The 20876-nt window shown below is 42.5% G+C and carries 17 protein-coding genes; 12 read left to right on the plus strand and 5 right to left on the minus strand.

All coding sequences use genetic code 11. The annotated features are described in order from the left end of the window. The first annotated feature begins 14 nt into the window (after nt 1-14). The 9 genes from B3F51_RS07190 to B3F51_RS07230 all read left to right on the plus strand — a co-directional run bounded on the left by B3F51_RS07190 (nt 15) and on the right by B3F51_RS07230 (nt 12043). Complete coding sequence (locus B3F51_RS07190; RefSeq protein ID WP_286946321.1) at nt 15-992, plus strand: helix-turn-helix transcriptional regulator; 978 nt, start codon at nt 15-17, stop codon at nt 990-992. A 29-nt stretch (nt 993-1021) separates the two neighbouring features. Then, entirely contained in the window at nt 1022-3019 is a 1998-nt protein-coding gene (locus B3F51_RS07195) for a dynamin family protein (RefSeq protein WP_286946323.1), read from the plus strand. A 30-nt stretch (nt 3020-3049) separates the two neighbouring features. Beyond that, a complete protein-coding gene (locus B3F51_RS07200; protein ID WP_286946325.1) occupies nt 3050-5383 on the plus strand; it encodes a dynamin family protein in 2334 nt (777 codons plus the stop codon). A gap of 10 nt (nt 5384-5393) precedes the next feature. After that, on the plus strand, nt 5394-5957 hold the full coding sequence (locus B3F51_RS07205; RefSeq protein WP_286946327.1) for a hypothetical protein: 564 nt from the start codon (nt 5394-5396) through the stop codon (nt 5955-5957). A gap of 115 nt (nt 5958-6072) precedes the next feature. Beyond that, the gene (locus tag B3F51_RS07210; RefSeq protein ID WP_286946329.1) at nt 6073-9228 is read left to right on the plus strand and encodes a helicase HerA domain-containing protein; all 3156 of its coding nucleotides are present in this window, start codon (nt 6073-6075) and stop codon (nt 9226-9228) included. Further along, on the plus strand, nt 9225-9872 hold the full coding sequence (locus tag B3F51_RS07215; RefSeq protein WP_286946330.1) for an HNH/ENDO VII family nuclease: 648 nt from the start codon (nt 9225-9227) through the stop codon (nt 9870-9872). The genes B3F51_RS07210 and B3F51_RS07215 overlap by 4 nt, the downstream gene beginning before the upstream one ends. Then, on the plus strand, nt 9872-10291 hold the full coding sequence (locus B3F51_RS07220) for an SMI1/KNR4 family protein (protein ID WP_286946331.1): 420 nt from the start codon (nt 9872-9874) through the stop codon (nt 10289-10291). The genes B3F51_RS07215 and B3F51_RS07220 overlap by 1 nt, the downstream gene beginning before the upstream one ends. A 212-nt stretch (nt 10292-10503) precedes the next feature. After that, entirely contained in the window at nt 10504-10812 is a 309-nt protein-coding gene (locus B3F51_RS07225) for a hypothetical protein (RefSeq protein ID WP_286946333.1), read from the plus strand. 121 nt (nt 10813-10933) lie between these two features. Continuing rightward, entirely contained in the window at nt 10934-12043 is a 1110-nt protein-coding gene (locus B3F51_RS07230; RefSeq protein ID WP_286946335.1) for a GTPase, read from the plus strand. Nucleotides 12044-12088: 45 nt separating this feature from the next. Here B3F51_RS07230 and B3F51_RS07235 read toward each other — a convergent pair whose 3' ends face one another. The 5 genes from B3F51_RS07235 to B3F51_RS07255 form a co-directional block, all read right to left on the minus strand. Next, the gene (locus B3F51_RS07235; RefSeq protein WP_228878216.1) at nt 12089-13006 is read right to left on the minus strand and encodes a nucleotidyl transferase AbiEii/AbiGii toxin family protein; all 918 of its coding nucleotides are present in this window, start codon (nt 13004-13006) and stop codon (nt 12089-12091) included. Next, nucleotides 12993-13607 (minus strand): DUF6088 family protein, encoded by a 615-nt coding sequence (locus B3F51_RS07240; RefSeq protein WP_148637152.1) that lies wholly within the window; start codon nt 13605-13607, stop codon nt 12993-12995. Before B3F51_RS07240 ends, B3F51_RS07235 begins: the two co-directional genes overlap by 14 nt. A 238-nt stretch (nt 13608-13845) precedes the next feature. Beyond that, on the minus strand, nt 13846-15012 hold the full coding sequence (locus B3F51_RS07245; protein ID WP_148637153.1) for an ABC transporter permease: 1167 nt from the start codon (nt 15010-15012) through the stop codon (nt 13846-13848). Continuing rightward, nucleotides 14999-16126: an ABC transporter permease gene (locus B3F51_RS07250; RefSeq protein WP_148637154.1), complete on the minus strand. Its 1128-nt coding sequence runs from the start codon at nt 16124-16126 to the stop codon at nt 14999-15001. Before B3F51_RS07250 ends, B3F51_RS07245 begins: the two co-directional genes overlap by 14 nt. 8 nt (nt 16127-16134) lie before the next feature. Beyond that, nucleotides 16135-17067, minus strand: a complete 933-nt coding sequence (locus B3F51_RS07255; RefSeq protein WP_148637155.1) for an ABC transporter ATP-binding protein — start codon at nt 17065-17067, stop codon at nt 16135-16137. Nucleotides 17068-17271: 204 nt separating this feature from the next. Between B3F51_RS07255 and B3F51_RS07260 the strand changes: the two genes are divergently transcribed. From B3F51_RS07260 to B3F51_RS07270, 3 genes are all read left to right on the plus strand, one after another. Beyond that, the gene (locus tag B3F51_RS07260; RefSeq protein WP_148637156.1) at nt 17272-18336 is read left to right on the plus strand and encodes a sensor histidine kinase; all 1065 of its coding nucleotides are present in this window, start codon (nt 17272-17274) and stop codon (nt 18334-18336) included. Between the two features lie 22 nt (nt 18337-18358). After that, nucleotides 18359-18982, plus strand: coding sequence for a response regulator transcription factor (locus B3F51_RS07265; protein WP_286946344.1), 624 nt, complete (start codon nt 18359-18361; stop codon nt 18980-18982). A gap of 77 nt (nt 18983-19059) precedes the next feature. After that, nucleotides 19060-20874 carry an alkaline phosphatase gene (locus B3F51_RS07270; RefSeq protein WP_286946346.1) on the plus strand — a complete coding sequence of 605 codons (1815 nt, stop codon included), beginning with the start codon at nt 19060-19062 and terminating at the stop codon, nt 20872-20874. Nucleotides 20875-20876 lie beyond the last annotated feature (2 nt).

Below are 20876 nucleotides of genomic sequence, written 5' to 3' on the forward strand. Positions count from 1 at the left end.
GGTGAAACAGTCGATTGAAATCACAACATGATAAAAAGAAAACCGCCCGGATTCTCGCCATCTATGATCAGATCATCCGGGGTGAGATCGTCAACAAACAGAAGTGGGCCGAAGAACAGAAAGTCACGGACAAAACCATCCAGCGGCATCTCCAGGAAATAGAAGCTTATCTGCAAGAGCTTTATCCTGAGAGTGAGGTTGCCTATGACCGCAAGCGTCAGGGCCACCGGTTGTATCGGGAAGGCAGTATGGCGTTGTCGGATCATGATATCTTTGCCGTGGCCAAGGTCTTGCTGGATGCCCGGGCTTTCAGCGAAAACGAAATGGAGGAAATCCTCGATCATCTGCTGCGTTTATCCTATAACCGCAAGGCCATTGAGGTGGCCATCGGCAATGAACGCCAGTTTTATCAGCCGGTCAAACACGGTCAGGATTTAATTGAACGGATCTGGTTTTTCAGCCAGAGTGTTCAGAAGCAGCAGGTGCTGGATGTGCAGTATCAAAAGCAGGATGGTACGGTGAAGGCCTATAAAATCAATCCCCTGGGGCTGATGTTCAATGAGTATTATTTTTATGTCATTGCCGAGATCAATGGCAAGGAGAACCCCGTTTCGCTGGTTTTCCGGCTCGACCGGTTTCTCAATTATGCTTTTTGTGAGGGCGATCAGCGTTTTACGATTGACTATGGCAACCGCTTTAAAGAAGGTGAATTTCGGGAGCAGATTCAGTTTATGTATACCGGTGAACTGACGACCATTCGCTTCCGCTTTTTCGGCCCGTCTCTGGAGGCGGTTCTGGACCGATTGCCCACCGCCAAGGTAGAAAAAAACGAGGACGGCGTCACCACCTTGTCAGCCCGGGTTTACGGTGAAGGGGTCAAGAAGTGGCTGCTCTCCCAGGGCGACTGGGTTGAGGTGTTAAGCCCACCGAGTTACCGAAAAGAGATGGTGGCGATGATTGAGCGGATGCGGGGGAAGTATGGGGAGGAATAAATAATGAATTCAGATTGTGTGAGGCATCAATGATAGTAAAAATTAGCTATAATCCGTATGTGAAAAAAAGTCAAATTGCATATAACGGAAATGAAATTGAGAATGACAGTATTTTTAAATATATCTACAATAAAAAGATTCAGAATTGGTTTGAAGTGACATCGGAATGGCAGGGAATTTTTGCAGAACTTAAACAAAAATTTGGTGACGAAAGGCTTTATCTAGAATTTTGGGGAAGAATGATTGACTACAAGGAGCTAGAAATAAACTTTCAAAAATATCAGAGTGACCAAGTTTTATTGAGTGCCCCAGTTTTAATTGAAGACGAAAATATCGTGATGAATGAAATATCCAGTTTTATCAATAAGTTGGAGCAGAACGACACGATCTCATGTGAACTTTCCGATGAATTTGAAAAGATCAACAGCAATAAATTTAAAATTTGTGTGATTGCCACCATGAGCAGCGGTAAGTCTACCTTGATCAATGCGATGTTAGGCCGCGATTTACTGCCCTCAAATACGGCAGCTTGTACGGCAACCATTACTACCTTGACCGATAATGATGAGATGGAGGTTTTTGATGTACGGTGCTTTGATCAGACTGGGAAACTTTATATTGAGAAAAGGGATGTAACTCTGGAAGAATTGGAATCATATAACGAAAATGAGGAGATCAAAATCATCGATTTAGAGGGCCCTATTCCGGGAATTACGACATCAAGGTTTAACTTACATCTGATCGATACGCCTGGGCCAAACAATTCGACCAATGATGATCATGAAAAACTGACTTTCGAAATGATTGAATCAGATGACTATGCAATGGTCATTTACGTAATGAGTCCTGAAACGATACAGTCTGACGATAATGATGAACTGCTCCAGATGATTGCTGAAACAATGAAAAAAGCGGGAAAAAAAGCTGACGAGCGGTTCTTATTTGTAATCAATAAGTGCGATAATCTGGATCCAGAAGATGAGGATGATACCATCGAAAGTGTTCTGGAAACCGCAAAGGCCTATCTGAAAAAAAGAGGAATTGATAAACCAAATATTTATCCGGTTACGGCTGAGATTGCCAAACTGATCAGGATGAATCAGCGTGGGGAAAAATTAACCAGAAAGGATAGAAATGAAATTGATGACTGGCTGGAAATTTTTGATAACAGCAAGCCTGAGGATAAAGAGTATCAGAGGCTAAAGAGCTTTGAAGAGTTTTCTTCAGTAACCCCGCAAGTGCGTCAGACGCTTGCCAAGCGCTTAAAAACTGCGAAAACAGAAAAAAATGTTGTTGCAGAAGGATTGATTCACACGGGAGTACCGGTGCTGGAAGAATCAATTGAGCAATATTTGGCAAAGTTAGTTTATCCAGCAAAGATCAATGAGTTTATCACATGTGTGGATACTTATTTAAAATTTCCGATTTTAGCGGAAGCAATTGCTCATTATTTTGATGAAAAATTAAAACTGGTTAAGCATGGAAATGAAGTTTTTAAGAGGGTTCAGTATGTTTTAGAAAAAGGGAGTGACCATTACAAAGAAGAAACAGGGCAGATTAGCAGTGACGAAAAAACAAAATATATGCAAAAAAAAGATTTTACAGATGAAGACAACGTTTGCTTTGATTACTCTAAAATCACTGAGTGTTTAGTTGTGCGGATGATAAACTCGGATGGTCTGATTGTGATTAATAATGATTATTGCAATGTCAATCCCATTGGAATAAATAACCTAAAGTTGATGGAAATGCGGGATAAAGGAAAAAAATATTTTGGTTCAGAAGGATTTAAATATAAGATCCTGAAAGAATCAGAATTGAAAAACTTTGACAAAAAAGACTTATCACGGATCATTTGGATGCCTAAAAATTTAAAGAAAGAGATTCAGAATCAACTGAATCCAACAGTAGCGCTTAATGAAAAAATCGAAGATTTTTGTCAGATGGTAAGTGACGAAATAGTTGCGAAAGATGCTGAGACATTGTTGATATTTGCACAGAAGCAAAACCATCCAATTTTTCAGTAACATATAAAAATTGATTTGAGGAGTAACAACATGGAATTTAGAATTAACTACAACCCCTATGAATTACGTTCGGAGTTTTTCTTGGATGGTATGCGACTAACAGAAGATAGTCGCTTTTCACGGATCAAAGAAAAAAGGCTCCAGCAATGGTTGAATAAAAATGGCGACTGGAATGGATTGTGTAATGAACTGTTGGAATTGACCAATAATGGCAGTGTGGAAGTAAAATTTAAAGGTAGAGCGGTGGATTACGAGGATCTCAGGCTTTATCTGCAACAGGAGTGCTCAAAAAAAATTACCTTAAGTGAACCAGAATTATCAAGCAATGATCAGAATATAATGACACAATTGGATGATGTCATCAAAAACATTAATTCGAAAGGAATGGATGTTTTTACAAAGGAGCAATTAAATTCGATTCAGAATTCTTATGAAAATGCAAAAAAAGCCGACTTTAAGGTTTGTGTCATCGCTACCATGAGCAGTGGGAAGTCGACCTTAATCAATGCTCTTTTAGGTCGAGATCTGTTGCCATCAAATACAGCCGCATGTACGGCAACCATCACAACCATTAGAGACCATGAAGAGATGGTGACATTTGATGTTAAGTGTTTTGATAAAAATGGCAAGGCAGTTTCTGAAAGAAAAGATGTTACCCTCGAAGCGCTGGAAGATTTTAATGCTGATACAGAGATTAAACAGATTGATTTAATTGGTCCAATCCCCGGGATTGAATCAGATAAAATGACATTATTTTTAGTGGATACACCGGGGCCGAATAATTCGACAAATGATGAACACGAAAAACTGACAAACGAGATTATTCATTCGGATGAAAATACGATGGTTATTTATGTCATGAGTCCGGAAACGATCCAATCGGATGACAATAACGAGTTGCTCCAATCGATTGCTGAAGTTATGCAAAAAGACGGCAAACAGGCCGAAGACCGTTTTCTTTTTGTGATCAATAAATGTGATGATCTTGATCCTGAAGACGAGGATGATACGGTTAAAAATGTTATTCAAACAACAAAAAATTATCTCGTGAAGAAAGGGATTCATTATCCGAATCTGTTTCCGGTTACGGCCGAAATTGCAAAACTGATCCGGATGGATAAACGGGGTGAAAAAATAACCAGAAGAGATAAAAAAGAAGTGTCGAACTGGATTGAGAATTTTGAGAGTGAAGACCCAGAGGATCGCATCTTTCAGCGATTATTAAGTTTTGAACAGTTTGCTTCATTATCGCCAGAAGGCAGAGAAAATATTAAAATCCGGATTGAAGAAGCTCGAAAAAAAGAAGATTTAGAATATGAAGCACTCATCCACACCGGCGTTCCGGCATTGGAAGAAACGGTTGAGGAATATCTTGAAAAATATGCCTATCCGATGAAAATTAACGATGCGGTGAAGGACTTAATTGAGATTATTGATCAGGAAGAAATGAAAAATAAATTTCACAAAGAAATCCAGGAAAATACGGCGATACTAGAGCAAGTGAGAAAGGACATTGAAAACAGCAGAAGCAAAGTCAGTGAGCTGAAAAATAAAAAAGCAACAATTGAGGGAAAAATCGGTTCCTTCAAATTTGATTTAAATTCAAGCCAGGTTAAAGGCGAAATCAACCGAGATTTAGCACGGATGACTGATGAATATAATGGTAAAACTGAAATTAAAAAAGAAGCAAGTGATCGGATTTTCAGAGAATTTGCCAAGAAACAGGAAGAGTATCTGGTTGGATTAGAACGTAAACTATCGAATCAAATTGAAACCGAAATTATTGCTAGAGGGAATGAGATGCTAAAAGAATTCAGAGCGTTTATGGATGAATTCAAAAATAGTATTAAAATCAACAATTTTAATTTTGAAAAAATTGTCAGCTTTAAAAACTGTGATGTCAAAGATCTCAATAGTTTGATAAGAGCCAATACCAAAGAAAAGAAGCATAAAGAGTATTATACCGTCAGTAATCCCGAGCGTTCCGGATTTTTTGGAAAACTTAAGTTCTGGAAACCTAAGCAAATTGAGAAGAGCAGAATGGTCAGTGAGGGCGAATTTGTCAATGTTTATAAAACAGTTGAGACTGCTGTAACGGGGTGGAAGACCGAACTGAATGAGCAGATTAATCAGGTCTTTAAACGGGCTGAAAATGAAGTGCAGCGACTTAATGAGTATTTTAAAAATAATATGGACGAAGCCGAGAAGGTAGTGAATAACACGCTCAATGAGATTAATGACGATATCAACAACAATTTAAATATGAAAAAAGAAGAAAAAGAAAAGGCTCTGGAAGCGAATCAGTGGAAAATGAGTTATATCGATGGCATTAGCCAACAGCTAAAAGAAATTCTAAGTTTTTAGGAGGAACGAGATGAGTAATTTTGAAGTGAACGAGTATTTAAAAGAGCATCTAGAAAAGAAAGAGGTCAAAAAAGTAGCAAGCGATCTAAGTGTGGTGGTTTATACTGATCGAACCTTGTCCGATGGTCGGCTGAAGGAGATGCTAAAGTATATTAAAACGAGTTATCCAGATGTTTATGAGCAGTTGATTGAAAAATGTGACGAGGCACAGTTTAAACGGCTCTCGCAAAATGGAGAGTTAATACTTAAAGAAATAAACGAAGATACTTTTGCCGATGCTGTTTTTGCACTTGAAAATAATTTTTGTTATGAACGAATCGAAGACATTCGTGTTTTAGGGAAATATTTATATGATAGAAAAGAAAGTGCCAAAAAGAAAACAGATAGTACTGCTCCTGTGTCTAAAACGAACGAAAGAAAGCCAGTTGAACGACAAAAGAGCACAAGACCCATGGGGGAGCAGCGAAGGTCTCCGAAGAAAAAGAAAATCTCCGGGGGCCTGGTGTTGATTCTGGCAGGTGCAGTACTATTGGTGGCAGTAGCAATTGCTCTGATGATAAAACAGTCAGCTTAGAATTAGTAGTTAAATGTGGAAAAAGCGTAGAGCTGAAGTGTAAATTAGAATTTGAAACAGAAGCTATGAAAAAGAATAGTGATCTATACAATTCGACGAAGGAAAGGCAGCAACAATGAAAAATGAATTGGATGTCAGAGACTACCATGATCTTACCCGTTCATTTATTTCGGTAAATGAAATCATTACTAAGAATTATTTAGCGAAACTGGAAAGCTATGAGATTGCAGAGTTGCCAAATGAACTGGGCATTATTGGTGAGGTGTGTAAGTTTACCCGTTTGTATAGGGTTTCCAAATTGGTTTATAACAAAGACGAGCGTTTCTTAGACAAGCTTTCAACGATCCTCAATGGGCTTTATACAATCAACAGTACCGTTGTAACGATCATTACCAGCGATGGTTGCAATGTCGACTTGTACATGGGGACGGTCAATAAGTCCCAACAGGACACGTCGAACATGGGAAAATTCTTATGCGGATCTTTCTGTGGCAATCTGCCGGGATCGGAGATGAAGAATATTGGTGCCGATGAAATGGCGGAGCTTTTTGAAGATATTTTTGCTGAGCGATCCGTGGTATCGTCAGTGTCGGGTATTCCTTCGTTGCGCAATGAAGAGGAACAGAATAATGCAACTTATATTCAGGGAATTGAAAACATGGTTGATTCCTTGGCCGGTATTCAGTATACCCTTTTGACCATTGCTGATTCAGTTGAACCTGATCAATTGAATCAGTGTGAAAATAGTCTGGAAAATCTTTACTCACAAATTTTCCCGTTTTTAAAAACAGAATTGAATTTCAATGAGAGTGAGGGGTTAAGTCTGACTGATTCGACTTCAAACAGTGTTTCAAAGGCGATCAATACCAGTGTTAGTGATACCCAGAACAGCACCATTTCCAAAGGTTGGAGCAAAGCCCATACTGAAGGTGAGTCGCTCACTGGCACAGCGGGTCTTTTTGGAGGTGTAAGTGGAGGTGGAGCTGTTGGTGTTGGTGCTAATGCTTCAGTAAGTAAAGGCAAAAATTCTTCCGACACTTTATCAGAAACAGGAAACACGAGTGACAGTTTTGGGGTGACTTATAATAGCGGTGTCAGCGATGTGATCGCTGATATTACTGGTTTTTCTTCCGGAACAACCGAGACAAAGGGGCGTTCATTACAGATTTCTATGATTAATAAAAAAGCAGAAAACATTCTAAAAAATATTGATCAGAAAATCGAACGACTAAACCTTTGCGAAAGCTATGGTGCGTTTAATTATGCATCCTATATAATAACCAAAGAACTTGGCGATAATAAACGGGTTGCCAGTGCCTATAATGCATTGTTGAAAGGGGATGCATCGTATCTGCAAACAGCCCATATTAATACCTGGAATAAGAATAAGAGCGGGGCCGTGCTTAATTACTTGAAACGTTTTACCCACCCCAATTTTGCAGAGAGCTATTTAACTGAGACCTATGTTTCACCCGCTTCGTTGATTAGTGCGGAAGAACTGGCTTTGTGTATCGGTTTGCCAAAGAAGTCAATAACCGGGCTTCCGGTTATTGAATGTGTTCCCTTTGGTAGAAATATCCAACGTTTATCAGCTTCACAAGCGCAGGAACAGTCCATCAAATTGGGTAAGGTCTATCATATGGGCAAAACCTCGGATGATACACCAATCCAATTGGATATTAATAGTTTGGGAATGCACACCTTTATTACCGGTTCAACGGGTGCAGGTAAATCAAATACAATCTACGGGGTATTAAATAAACTACAAAAAAATGATGTTCGTTTTTTAGTTATTGAACCGGCAAAGGGCGAGTATAAGCATGTTTTTGGTAATAAAGAGGGTGTTAATGTTTACGGTACCAATCCTAAGATTATGCCTTTGCTGAAAATCAATCCATTCAAATTTCCTAAAGAGATTCATGTCCTGGAACATATCGATAAACTAATTGAAATATTCAATGTTTGCTGGCCAATGTATGCGGCAATGCCCGCCGTTTTGAAAGAGTCGGTCGAACGGGCTTATGTTGCGGCAGGATGGGATCTCGATCTTTCGGAAAACGAAACGGCAGAAGCCTTATTTCCAACTTTTGCAGATGTGCTGCTGGAACTTAATCAGGTTATTGGCGAGTCTGCTTATTCGGAAGAACTGAAAGGAAATTATATCGGGTCATTGGCGACACGAATCAAGTCATTAACCAATGGTATTAATGGACGGATTTTTGGCTGTGATGAGATTGACAATCAACGATTGTTTGATAGCAATACGATTGTCGATTTGAGCCGGGTCGGATCAATGGAAACCAAGGCTCTTGTTATGGGGATTTTGGTTATGCGCCTGCAGGAACACCGAATGGCACAGGGTGGTATGAATGCTGATCTCAAACATGTGACGGTTCTGGAAGAAGCTCACCATTTATTGAAGCGCACCTCAACCGAGCAGAGCAATGAAGGTTCAAATCTTTTGGGTAAATCAGTGGAAATGCTGGCGAACAGCATTGCTGAAATGCGAACCTATGGTGAAGGATTTATTATTGCCGATCAATCACCAGGTTTAATGGATATGTCGGTGATTCGTAATACGAATACAAAAATAATTTTACGATTACCAGATTATTCAGATCGGGAACTGGTGGGCAGAGCGGCTTCCCTCAACGACGACCAGATCAAAGAATTGGCAAAACTGCCAACTGGAGTTGCCGCCGTTTATCAGAATGACTGGCTGGAACCAATTTTATGCAAAGTTAATAAACATCAAACATTGAGTAATAAACATTATATATTTGAAGAACAACTTAAACGGGACGGTCTAAATGAAAAAAAACTAAAAACAGAGATTATTAAATTTTTGGTACATGGCCGTATTATCGAGAAAATTGAACCGGATCTTGACTATATCGATCAGTATTTAATTAATTCAAACCTGGCGGCTAGTCACAAGCGATTAATAAAACAATTAACGGATGAGTTTAAAAGCACCGGTTCACTGGAGATTTGGACAACGGATAAATTTACTGATTTATCGCATTATGTCTCTGAAATTCTGGAGAGTGATTTACACGTCAGAAAAAGTGTTATGGAATCGAGTGATTATCAGGAATTGACACGGTCAATGATTGAGCTGATAAAGCATCGAATTGATGAGGATAATAATCAAATCCTTTTGGGAACCTGTCAATGTATGTTAAGAAATATAATTCGAAATCATGAAACTGATTTGGGCATTTATGCAAAATGGCGGGAACAAGTGGAGAATGGAGGGATGCGTCTATGATGGAATTTGCTGGTGAAATGGGAAAAAGCATGGCTGAGAGCAAACTCAGTGAATTAGCAAAAGAGGTGCCTGCAGCGAAATTGGATTTTAAGGAGCTTGATAAACCACTGCAATTTGATGCTACTGAAATTAGTAATAGCAATTTGAATGAGACAGCAGTTGAAAATCTGAACCAGGAAAAAAAAGGTTTGACTGATGACGAGAAAAATCAGATTAAAGAGGAAACAGGATGGTCGGATGAAGTTATCGATGCAATAGGAACAATGGATCAATATCAAATATATAAAGATGCTGGTGTCAAAGAAATGGAAATAAATGGCAGGAAGGTTTTGGTAAAAGATATTGACTTAGATTACATAGATGAAAAAACAGGTATGTCAAATCGTGAACGTATGGAGAAGGGTTTATCACCAATTGATGCAAAAACTGGTGAAAAAATTGAACTTCATCATATGGGTCAATCATATGATTCGCCTTTGGCCGAATTAAGTGAAAATTCAGAACATGGCGGAAAGAATCATAGTGTATTACATGATAATAGCACAGAAAGCTGGAGGAGAGATCCAGTGTTGAAAAATCAATATCAGAATCATGATAAACCAAATCATTGGAAAGAAAGAGCAAGTGAAGGAGGACAAGAGTAATGGATAATTTGGATAAATTCATTAGTAATCACGACGTTTTGTACGATAAAGAGAGAATTAATGAAAAACTGTTGAATACTGTTGAAAGAGCTATAAATGTGGAAATGGGTAGTCAGCTAAAAAAATATCTCTTAAATTACGGCTTTTTGATTTATAAATTTGTTGAATTACATGGGATTAATCAGAGACAGGGAATAGAATCTGATATGATAAAAGTCACAAACAATTTTCATTTGACATTTCCAGATTTGAAAAAATACATAGTATTAGAGAACAAGGGAGATGGAGATTATATTATTATTGATTCAATGGATAATGTCTACGAGTACGAGCCGTCTTATTCTAAAGATGTTATAGCTTTGAATCAATTATTAGCTGACTACATTTTAGATCGTTTTGAAGAAGTCGAGAATTTATAATAACAGCACGCTTCCTCCATAAAAACCGCTTCGGCGGTTTTTTATTTCCCAAAATTCTTACAAATCCCCGTCACCCACCCAATTCCTGTCCACCCACCTATCATATAATAATCTCAAGCCAGCAGCAGGCGGCAACTCGCCCAACAAACCTGTCCGGGTACTGCATGCACATCGGTGGGGCTGGCCAAGAATAAGTTATCTGGAGGTGTCACATGCAAACAATTTTTTACATCATTATTCTGATTATCAGTCTGGTTTCATCCTTTAAAATCTGCGGCTTGTTAAAGGTAGTGATCTGGGGTGAAAATACTCTGGATCTGGGCATGAAGATCCTGTCGTTCTGGGCAATGATTTTCTTTTTCTGCCTGGTGTTCTGGGCCACTGTATTTGTCTATTTGGGTATTCCGCTACTGATCATTGGTGCCATTGTACTGGTCGCAGCTTTGCTTTTTGGCGGCAACAGTGACGATGAAACGGACTCAGAAGAAGACGAAGCGGCCAATCAGGAAGCCGAAAAATAAGGCGGCTGGTGATGATTATAAAAAAATGCAAACAGCAAGGGAGGAAATGAAATGGGAGTCGAATTTAAGGCGGATGACTTTAATGATATTTTTGATGTTGCCATGAGGAGGGTAAAGAACAATGGACAAGAAACTGAAAACCAATGTGTTAATGATTGGAAAATCAGGCGTCGGTAAAAGCAGTCTGCTCAATTATATCTTCGGACTGGAGCTGGAAGAGACCGGAACCGGCCGACCGGTGACAGCCGAAGGGCTTTACCAGCACGCCTACGACTGCGGGGCAGCCCTTACCATCAATCTTTATGATACCTGGGGGCTGGAAGTCAATCAGGCAGAACGCTGGCAGGATCTGATTGTGTCGGAGGTCAAACGTCATGACTGCGACCATATCGCCGAGTGGTTTCACACCATTATCTATGTTTTTTCTGCCAAGACAGCCCGGATCGAAGCCTTTGAAAAAGCCATTATCCGGGAGCTGATCGATCAGGGCAACCGGGTAATGACGGTGTTATCGCATTGCGACCTACCCAATGTGGATGGCGCTATCCATGAGATGGAAGCCATTCTGCAGGATCTCGGCATTGAGCGGCGTAATATTGTCCGGGCCTGTTCGGTCTCGAAAAAACTGCTGGGCGGGCTTCAGTCCGAGCCTTTTGGGATGGAGGATATCATCCACAATATCCGGGAAAACCTGTGGCAATCAATCTGTCTTAAGGTGCCGGGAAATGTCTTGACCCATGCGCAGTTGTTGCTGGAAAAGTGGCGCAACGATGTGTATGACTATATCAAGGAAACGGTAACGGTTTTTAATGCCTCATCCCAGACCACCGTGAATCGGATCAATGATTATGCTGGCCGCTCGGTCGAGGTGGTCTATGAGGCGATCAGCCAATACGGCGAGGAAAAAATGGCTGAGGCTATAACCTATTATTGCCAGCTTGTCGATCAGCTCAATGCCCTGGCGGGAGAGCGTACCGGCAAGCCGGAATGGGGCCAGTTCACTGATTTTGATTTTTCCCGGGATCGGGTCGATGTGGTTTGTGAATTACTGGCCAATCTGGTGGTCGGCCTGATTCCTTTTGCCATCTTTTTCCTGCCTTCCATCAACCGGGATAACCGGGTTCAGGAATTTAAAGATGGCATTGATGCCAGCTACAGGCGGATGCTTGAGACCCTGAGCCATGAGGCCCAAAAGCTGGGAGTCCAGCTGCTGCAGATGCAGGCAACGTAAAAGAGCCCATCATGCTATCGGCAATCGTTGTCGATCTTATTAAAATCAGCAATCGATAGCGAATAGCCGGGATTCAATTATTCTTCTTAAAGTCTGAATGACATCATCATAGGCTACTGGGTCATATAATAACTGCAATGTGATTTTTTGATAGTCTTTTTGGTAAAAGTTTTCGGCAATAATCTCGGTAAGAATGCCATTCAGATTTTGGTTGGCTGAATGGCAGCTGGGATTATTGTGTCGTTCAATTCGGACCTCAGCAATCAGCGGAATAAGAGATTCCAGATTACCCAGTCTGTCAATGATCATCGATAAATCATAGAGATGTCGGGAATGTTCAGTTGGATTATTTTCAATGTAATAATCACAGACGGCGAAGACCTTATCAATAAAAGTACGTCCAATATCCTGAGCATAAACCGGGAAGGGTTCTAAATGGTAGGTCTTGATGATTTCTGGAAATTGTTGTACCAGAAGATAATCTGCCATTAAACAATTGATTTCTAATTCCTGTACGGGAAAAGCCAGGGAAAGCAGGGTATTTTCGACGACAATATGATCTCTGACTACAACGTGGTTTTCCTGATAGGTATACTGAACCAGAAATCTTTGAAATTTTCGTCCTGATTTGAAATCAGTAGCATTCAAATATTCAAATCCAAGATCTTCAATTGTTTGTCTGATTTTTCGGTTTGTTTCTTTGATTGTACTTTGTGTGATTTTTCCATCATTGATTGGATAGTATGAAAGATCAATATCTTCTGAAAATCGATTGATTGCTTTGTAACACTTGGATAAAGATGTTCCGCCTTTAAAAATAAAATTTGGCAAATTGGTTTTCAACGTCTTTAAAAAAAGCGTAACAAAATAATCCTTAACAACAATATCAGGGGCAATCTTAAAATATGCACTGGTTCTTAAAACACTCTCTCTGAAATTGACTTCATCCTTATGCAAAATCATTAATCATCCCACTTTCAACCAATTCTTGATAAATTTTTTTAGGATAGGCGATGAGTGCCTGATCGAGTAGCGACCGTGAAAAGCTTTGGCTTTTAAGGTAGTTACACAAATAATTAAGCTGTTCGACATTGTTAAAATCGATGCTTGAAAGGGCTTCGAGAAATTCAATCAGGGTTCCATTTTCATTGGTAATAGGCGTTCGGGAACGCCTGAGAATCACAGCTTGACCGCCGACTAGAACTTGTCGCTTGCGGTTGGTTTCATTGTTGGTTGAAATTTCGATGACGTTGGGAACCTGGGTGGTGAGCCCCCATTTATTCAGCAAGGCCAGACCGGTTAAAACGCCGTACTGATTGTTATCGTCGCTAAGATATTTTCGCCGGATCACATCAGCGGGATTTAGCGACGATTCACCAAAGATGGTTTTTTCTGGGATATAGTAAATACCCTTTTGAAAGCGTCGGAGCGCTCCGGTCTTAGCCATCCGGGAAAAGGATTTTCTTAACGCATCACCGGAAATTATGTTTGCATTTTCCAGATCAGATAAAAAAATTGGGGTATTTGGTTTAAATTCAGATTTAATTTGAGCAAGTGTCAGCATCGGTATCACCTCATCTTTATTATAGTTGGTTTGGGAAGGATAGGCAAGTATTTATAAGAACAATGTATAAAATTGTGACATTGTTTAAGCAAAGGATGATGGTTGCTATCGATCTGACTCAAGTTGTTGTTATCTCAGCAGTTGGAGACGATTTTCCAACGAATAAAACAAACAGGTCAGGACAACCCCCTCGTTGTCCCGAACCTGTTTTTTACTTTCTATGTATCGATCCAACCAATCACCCTTCCACTCGACGCTGCTTAATCAGCACCAGGGTTACCCCCAGGACCGCTACCCCAAAGGCCAGCACCAGTACCATGCTGGTAAAAATCGACTGGAGCGTGTCGGTATTGAAATTGGCGGCAGCTGCGATTTCATTATTGGCCTTAACATACCAGTAGGTTGGGGTAAAGCTGGCAATCATCAGGACATTGGGACCAAGCAGTTCCTGGGGTACAAAGACACCGCTGAGAAAGCTGGTGCCCAGGGCGAAGACATTGGCCACTGCTGACATGGCGCCCCGGCTTTTAACCAGATTACCGATCAGATAGCTGATTGAAAGTGCTGCCAGGGTAAAGACAAAGGAATTAAGCAACAGCAGCAGGCCATTGGTGGTGAACATGTAGCTGCCATACATCACAAAGCTGGCGGAGATCAGCACCAACCAGGTCAGCACCGCATAACTGAGGTTGCCGAGAATCATCTGAACGTTCATTGTTGCTGCGCGCATCGGCGAACAGAGGTTGCGCCGTTTTAGATCGGTATCATTAAAGACCAGCATCACCGAACAGACCCCCAGAATCAGAATGGCAAACAGCGAATAGGAAAGATAGTTAAAATAGTAGCCGGATTTTTCGGCGTTGTCCGAGTGGAAAACACTCGAGATCACCGTGACCTCGGTTTCTTTGGTCAGATCTGTTTTCAGGTAGCTGACCAGTTCGGTCTGGGTTAGTTCGGGTAGATAAGTGATATAGGTTTTTGCAGTATTTAAGTATTTGTTGATCAGCAGATCCATATAAATGTTACTGGGGGAATCAGGGACGATGGTTTTTTCCAGTTGGATTTCCTGGCCGTTTAGCATCGCTGTGGTGAAGCCTTCCGGCACCCGCAGGATGTATACCACCTGCCGGAAAAAAAGCGCATCCTGAAGTTTTTGGGAATCATCAGGAAGATCCACCAGGTTTGCGTATTCGCCCAGATAGTTTTTAAGCCCTGCCACCAGTTGAGAATCATCGTCTTCATTAATAAAGGCAATATTGACCCGGGTTTTGGTAAAATCAGTATCCTGGGGTGGGTTGTAGGCGTTGGTCAATAGCAGTGCCAGCACCATAAAGACCACCAGATAGATGAGGATCTGGCCACGATTTTTCTGGATAATTCGAAAAAAAGCTTTATAAACTTGCATATTTCTGTCTCCTTAACACAAAGTACGTGATTGCGCTGAATAAAACGGTGAATCCACACAACAGCAGGATATCGGTGAAAAACTGGGTGTGCGTATTATAGTAATAGAGGGCATAAAAACTGTCGGTGATCAGGTTGGCCGGGTTGAGGTAGCCAAGAATCGGGACTTTGGTGGCGACAATATACTTCATGTCGGCAAACATCATTCCGGCCAGAAAGCACATCGTCATGGTGGAACCGATTAGGATTCCTGTTTTTAGTCCCTCACCTTTTTTGACGATGACACCGACGCAGGCCCCGAAGGTTACTCCGGTGAGGCTTCCGACGACACAGGTCAGAGCAATGTAGCCCAGCTGATCGCCGAAGCTGATTCCCAACACGCCGATCACAAAGGCCAGCAGAATCAGCAGTTCTGCCAGTTGAACAGTGGTAGCCGCCAGCATTGAAGAGATAAAGACACTTAGCTTATTGGTTGGAGCCAGATTGATTCGGGCCCCGACATCCGAAAGATCAGCCTGGATAGCCACCACTTCTTTGACTCCCAGAAAGCCGCCGTATAAACAGGTCATTGCAATTAACGCATAAAAGTAATTGACAACCGGATCGGGGTTGGAGTTGCTGGCCGAAACAGCCCGCAAGTATTCGGAGCGATTGGCAATCCCGGCCAGGATGCCTTGATCCAGGGCAGCGGGATTTTTGGTGATGACGGTGACGATGGTAGCCGAAGATTGTAAAAAATCATCCAGAAAGCCCCGTATAATGGTCTGATTAAGACCAGATCGGTTGACTACCAGATTGAGATCCGGGTCGAAAATAATATACCCGTCAATCTGATTGTCGGTGAGCAGTGCCTCTGCTTCTGTTCGGGTGGTGTAGGTCGCCTCAAAAATATTACCGGTGTCGTCCAGAGCGGCGGTAAAAGCCGGGTTGGCATCAAGCTCTTCATTTTTTACGACGGCTACCTTGACTTTAACAAATTCTTCGGCGCTGGTAATATTAGAAAAAGCCAGATTGAACAGGGTGGCCAAAAGAATTGGAAACATCAGGGTCCAGAACATCAATTCCCGATCCCGAAGAATGCACTTGAGGCGATAGCGATAATTAAATAAAAACATGACTCCTCCTAATCTCGCAGCTCTTTGCCGGTGATTTCCAGAAAGACATCGTTAAGTGTCGGTGGCTCGGAATAGATTTTTCCAATGGCAATCTGTTGATCTTTCAGGTGATCCAGAATGGGGATCAGATTATTCTTACCACGCTCAGACTTGATCACCAGCTGGTGGTCACGGCGTTCGGCTGAAATGATATGGGGTAGGGCGTTAATTCCGGCCAGGTCGAGATCTTCGGGGTTGAGCAGTTCAAGGTTGATGTGTTCTCCGGACTTAATCATTTTCTTAAGCTCTTCGTTGGTGCCCATGGCAATGATCTTACCCTTATCCATGATGGCGATGCGGCTGGCGATCTGCTCCACCTCTTCCATATAATGCGAGGTGTAAATAATCGTAGCGCCTTGCTGATTCAGCTTCTGGATCCCTTCCAGAATATTGTTACGACTCTGAGGATCGACGGCTACCGTCGGTTCGTCCAGAATAATCAGTTTCGGTTTATGGGCAATTCCACAGGCGATGTTCAGACGCCGCAGGAGACCACCGCTGAGTTTTTTGGGGTAGAATTTTTTAAAATCGTTGAGACCGACAAAATCAATGGCCTCGGCCACCAGTTTTTTACGGGTCTGTTTATCAGAAATGTACAGACCGCAAAAGTAGTCGATATTTTCATATACAGTCAGTTCATTAAAAACAGCGACATTCTGCATGACAATCCCGATGTCCCGCTTAAGATGGTAGGCATCCGGAGTCATCGGTTGATCGAAGATATCAATTGTTCCCTTATCGTATTTTAAGAGCGATAAAATACAGTTGATGGCGGTGGTTTTTCCTGAACCGTTGGGGCCCAGCAGCCCGAGGACTTCCCCTTCCTGTACCGCCAGATTGAAGTGATCGAGAGCGATCAGATCGCCGTAACGTTTTACCAGATTTTTGACATTAATGACCATTTTCTTTCTCCTTTATCGGTATGCCTGCTTAAGCAGCAGCGCAAACAGTTTTATATTGGTTGATGCTTTTATTTTACGCCATTGGCACACGCTTTAATAGTGATAAGCCTCCCGATCGGGTATGACAAATGTCACCATTTATGTTAAAGTAGTGATAAAATTGTAGTGCTAACAGCGATACGATTCTGATAAAGGCAGGTAAAAATGAATAAGCTGATTGATAAGGTAATTGTTTTTGGATTCTGTCTGGCCTTGTATCTAACCACGGTGGATAATGTGCTGCTGATTGCTCCGGTACTGGTGGCGGTGATTTTTGCAGCGGCCTCCAGTTATTTAACGGAAGGGCCGGTGACGGTGGGATTGTTTGGCGGCTATCTGCTAATCTGTTTTTTTGAGCCGGTTTATCTTTTATTTGTGCCACTGATCGGCTATGACATTTTGATTTCCCGCTATAAATGGTTGTGGACGCTGGCGCTGCTGCCAGCCGCAACCGGTTTTACAGCGCTGAGTGGCACTGCGGTGGTGCTGATACCAATCTTTATGCTGGTGGCCTATTTTCTTAAAATGCGTTCGCTTTCGCTGGAAAAATTGAGACACGATTATAAGGCTCTTCGGGATACCACCCGGGAAACGGCCCTGCAGCTGGAAAAAAAGAATCAGATGCTACTGGAAAAGCAGGATTATGAACTGAATCTGGCCACTCTGACTGAACGCAACCGGATCGCCCGGGATATTCATGATAATGTTGGCCATATGCTGTCCCGGAGTATTTTGCAAACCGGGGCACTGTTGGCAATCAGTGAAGAAGCAAAAACCCGGGAAGGGTTAATTCAGATCAAAGAAACCCTTTCAGAAGCCATGGATAGCATTCGAAACAGCGTCCACGATCTTCACGATGAATCACTGGATTTGCAGCTGGAACTGCAGAAACTGATTAAGAATTTTGAATTTTGTCCGGTTAAATTTGACTATGATGTGGAATCACCCTTGGATAAAGAAGTGAAATATTGTTTTATCGCGGTGGTCAAGGAAGCCTTCTCCAATACGATCCGTCATTCTCAGGCCAATGAAGTGGAACTGGTGGTTCGGGAACATCCGGGATTGATCCAGCTGGTGGTACAGGATAACGGCAGCGGCAGCGGAAATCTTAATGGCGATGGTATCGGGCTAAAAAATATCGGTGACCGGGTGGCTGCCCTGAATGGCAACGTTCATATCACCACGGAGCGGGGATTTCGGATCTTTATCTCCGTGCCTAAAAATGACTAATTAAAATAAATAAGGGGGAACCATGAAAATACTTGTTGTCGATGATGACCGGCTGGTCTGTGCATCACTAAAAACCATTATTGAAGCTCAGGGGGATATTGAAGTGATTGGAATCGGGCACAATGGCGAAGAAGCGATTGCCTTATACCGTAAGCTTAAACCGGATGTGCTGCTGATGGATATCCGGATGGAGGTGATGACCGGGCTGGAAGCCGCTGCGGCCATCCTGGCCATTGATCAAACGGCCCGAATTTTATTTTTAACTACTTTTTTAGATGATGAATATATTATCAAAGCGCTTAAACTGGGAGCAAAAGGGTATATCATCAAACAGGATTTTGAAAGCATTGTGCCTGCCTTGAGAGCAGTACAGATTGGTCAAAGTGTCTTTGGGCAGGATATTGTGACCAAGATTCCAGGACTGATTAATCAGCAAGAACCCCGGTCGGTAGATTGTTTTGATCTGAGTGAGAAGGAACGGGAACTGCTCGACCGGGTGGCCCAGGGGCTTAGTAACCGGGAAATTGCCGAGAGCCTGTATTTAAGTGAAGGAACCGTGCGAAACCGCATTAGCGTGATTTTGGAAAAACTGAATCTCCGGGATCGGACTCAGTTGGCCATCTTTTTCTACAAAAACCTGAACTGAGGTTTTAGCAGTTAAAAGCAAAAAAAGCCATCGCTGATGTTGGGGATAATCTCTTTACGATGAAAGAAGATGAAACCATGAAAAAGATAAGAACTGGAACGTGGATGATGCTGCTCGGATTGATGCTAATGATTTCCTTGTCGGCTTGTGTCAACGCAGTGGAAACAAAGCCGCAGGCTGTGACTTTCCAGAGCAGTTACCAAACCCATATCCAGAATGTCGGCTGGCAGGAATGGCAGTCGGATGCTGGTGTCAGCGGAACGACCGGCCGCTCACTGCGCCTGGAAGGGATCAGATTAAAAATCAACGATCACCCTAATTTAGGAATTACCTACCAAACCCATGTTCAGAATATCGGCTGGCAGAACTGGGTTGATGACGGTGCCGAGGCTGGGACGACAGGCCGGTCATTACGGATGGAAGCAGTCCGCATCAAACTCACTGGTTCTGAAGCGGAGAAATTTGACGTGTATTATCAGGCGCATGTTCAGAATCAGGGCTGGCAACAATGGGTTAAAAACGGTGAGTTAGCAGGAACCGAAGGGCTTTCCTATCGGATGGAAGCGATCCGGATGGTGATCACCCCCAAAGGAGCAGCCCCGCCGGACGACACAACTGCTTTTAAAAACGTAATCGTGCTGATTTCAGATGGATGCGGTGCCAACCATATTCTAGCTACCGACTATTTCACCGGTGGTCAGGGCGGAATCCAGGTATATGAGAACTTTCCAACCCAGTATTTTATGAGCACCTACTCGACCGGAAAAATCGAATCTGCAGATGATGCCCGTTATACCTATGATCCAGCCACGATTTGGAGCAGTTTTGATGAGTTGAAAAACAGGCCGACGGATTCCGCCGCTTCTGCCACCGCCATGGCCACCGGTACTAAAACCTATAATGGCGCGGTCGGAGTCGATCCCAATCAGAATAATTTACGTAATCTGACTGAAGATTTTGAAGCAAACGGAAAATCCACCGGAGTGGTCACCTCAGTGGAACTCAGTCATGCCACCCCGGCAGCTTTTGTGGCGCATGACACGGATCGCAGTAATTACAGTGGGATTGCCAATGAAATGATCAGAGACAGTAGGATTGATGTGATCATGGGCGCTGGAAATCCTTTATATAATGATGACAGCGTTAAACGTAGCAGCATTGAAGCCGAGCATTATCAATTTGTTGGAGGTCAGGAAACCTGGGAGGCTCTGGAGGCGGGAGCCTTGGGCAATGATGCTGATGGTGATGGCGATCCTGACTCATGGCAGCTGATCCAGACCAAGGCCGATTTTGAAGCCCTCCAGAGCGGAGCCGCACCGGATCGGGTGATCGGCGTACCGCCGGTTTATACGACCCTGCAGTATGGCCGGACTGGCGATGTTAATGCCCAGCCTTTTGCGGTTGCGTTGAATAATCAGGTGCCCTCGCTGGCGACAATGGCCCGGGCTTCCCTTAATGTACTGGACAATAACGAGGAGGGATTTTTCCTGATGATTGAAGGCGGCGCTGTTGATTGGGCCGCCAGTAAGAATCAGAGTGGTCGAATGATTGAAGAAGAAACTGCGTTTAACCAGGCCGTTGCCGCGGTGTGTGACTGGGTGGAAGGTAACAGCAGTTGGTCAGAAACCCTGGTGATTGTCACCAGTGATCACGAAACCGGCTATTTAACAGGCAGTAGTGGTATTTATAATGAGGTGGTCAATAATGGAAAAGGGGTCATGCCGACGATGGTCTGGAACAGCCAAAGCCATACGAATCAGCTGGTGCCTATTTTTGCCAAAGGGCCGGGTTCCGATTTGTTTAGAAAATATGCTGTGGGTTCCGACCCGGTTCGGGGTGCCTATATCAATAACACCGATATTCCCAGGGTGATCCGGGAATTACTAAAATAACA

Origin of the sequence: Acetobacterium sp. UBA5834, from assembly GCF_002435675.1 — a bacterium.
Taxonomy (GTDB): domain Bacteria; phylum Bacillota; class Clostridia; order Eubacteriales; family Eubacteriaceae; genus Acetobacterium; species Acetobacterium wieringae.